This window comes from Streptomyces sp. NPDC001492 (assembly GCF_053597275.1).
Map to the genome: position 1 here is coordinate 1 of NZ_JBSFHW010000117.1, position 1,583 is coordinate 1,583.

Genomic DNA, 1,583 nt, shown 5'->3' on the forward strand with positions numbered 1-1,583 from the left:
GAGAAATACCAGCTGCGCCCCCGCGACTGGGAAACGGCCGAACGCGAAGGCCGCACCATCACCCCCCTCATCACCCGGCTCAACACCATCCGACGCGCGAACCCTGCCCTGCGTCAGCTGCGCGACCTCCACTTCCACCACGCGGACAAGGACGCGGTGATCGCGTACTCGAAGCGGAGCGGATCGAACACGGTTCTGGTGGTCGCCAACCTCGACCCGCACCACACCCAGGAGGCCACGGTCTCGTTGGACATGCCGCAACTCGGCCTGGAATGGCACGAGTCGATGCCGGTGCGCGACGAGCTCACCGGCGAGACCTATCACTGGGGCAGGTCCAACTATGTGCGCCTTGGGCCAGGCGGGGCACACGTCCTTGTTGTCGGCTGGGGGTCCGGGGGTCAGCCCCCGGGTGAGCACAGCACCGTCCTGCGACCGTCCACCCCGCAGATCGGAGGGTCACCCACAACATGATCGTCAACGAACCCGTTCCGGACACCTTCGAGGACACTCCCGCCAAGGACCGGGACCCTGATTGGTTCAAGCGTGCGGTCTTCTACGAGGTCCTCGTCCGCTCCTTCCAGGACAGCAACGGCGACGGAGTCGGCGACCTCAAGGGAATCACCGCCAAACTCGACTATCTGCAGTGGCTGGGCGTCGACTGCCTGTGGCTGCCGCCCTTCTTCAAGTCACCGCTCCGCGACGGCGGTTACGACGTCTCGGACTACACGGCCGTCCTCCCGGAGTTCGGTGACCTCGCCGACTTCGTCGAATTCGTCGACGCCGCCCACCAGCGCGGCATGCGCGTCATCATCGACTTCGTCATGAACCACACCAGCGACCAGCACCCGTGGTTCCAGGAGTCGAGAAAAGACCCCGACGGCCCGTACGGCGACTACTACGTGTGGGCGGAGGACGACAAGCAGTTCCCGGACGCGCGGATCATCTTCGTCGACACGGAGGCCTCCAACTGGACCTTCGACCCGGTCCGCAAGCAGTACTACTGGCACCGCTTCTTCTCCCACCAGCCGGACCTCAACTACGAGAACCCGGCCGTGCAGGAGGAGATGATCTCCGCCCTCCGTTTCTGGCTGGACCTGGGCATCGACGGCTTCCGCCTGGACGCGGTGCCGTACCTCTACCAGCAGGAGGGCACCAACTGCGAGAACCTGCCGGCCACCCATGAGTTCCTCAAGCGGGTGCGCAAGGAGATAGACGCGCACTACCCGGACACGGTCCTGCTGGCCGAGGCCAACCAGTGGCCGGAGGACGTCGTCGACTACTTCGGCGATTTCCAGAGCGGCGGCGACGAATGCCACATGGCATTCCACTTCCCCGTCATGCCCCGCATCTTCATGGCCGTACGACGGGAATCCCGCTACCCCGTCTCGGAAATCCTCGCCAAGACCCCCGCCATCCCCGCGGGCTGCCAGTGGGGCATCTTCCTGCGCAACCACGACGAGCTGACCCTGGAAATGGTCACCGACGAGGAACGCGACTACATGTGGGCGGAATACGCCAAGGACCCGCGTATGCGCGCCAACATCGGCATCCGCCGCCGGCTCGCCCCGCTCCTGGACAACGAC

The 1,583-nt window shown here is 65.3% G+C and carries 2 protein-coding genes; both read left to right on the forward strand.

Annotation, left to right across the window (positions count from 1 at the left end; translation table 11 throughout):
• Nucleotides 1-471 (forward strand): DUF3459 domain-containing protein (locus ACWC1K_RS50645; RefSeq protein ID WP_450840998.1); only part of this gene is annotated, 471 nt, incomplete at its 5' end.
• Nucleotides 468-1,583, forward strand: a 1,116-nt coding sequence (gene treS, locus ACWC1K_RS50650; RefSeq protein ID WP_450840999.1) for a maltose alpha-D-glucosyltransferase, incomplete at its 3' end; no start/stop codon positions are given. The genes ACWC1K_RS50645 and treS, both read left to right, overlap by 4 nt.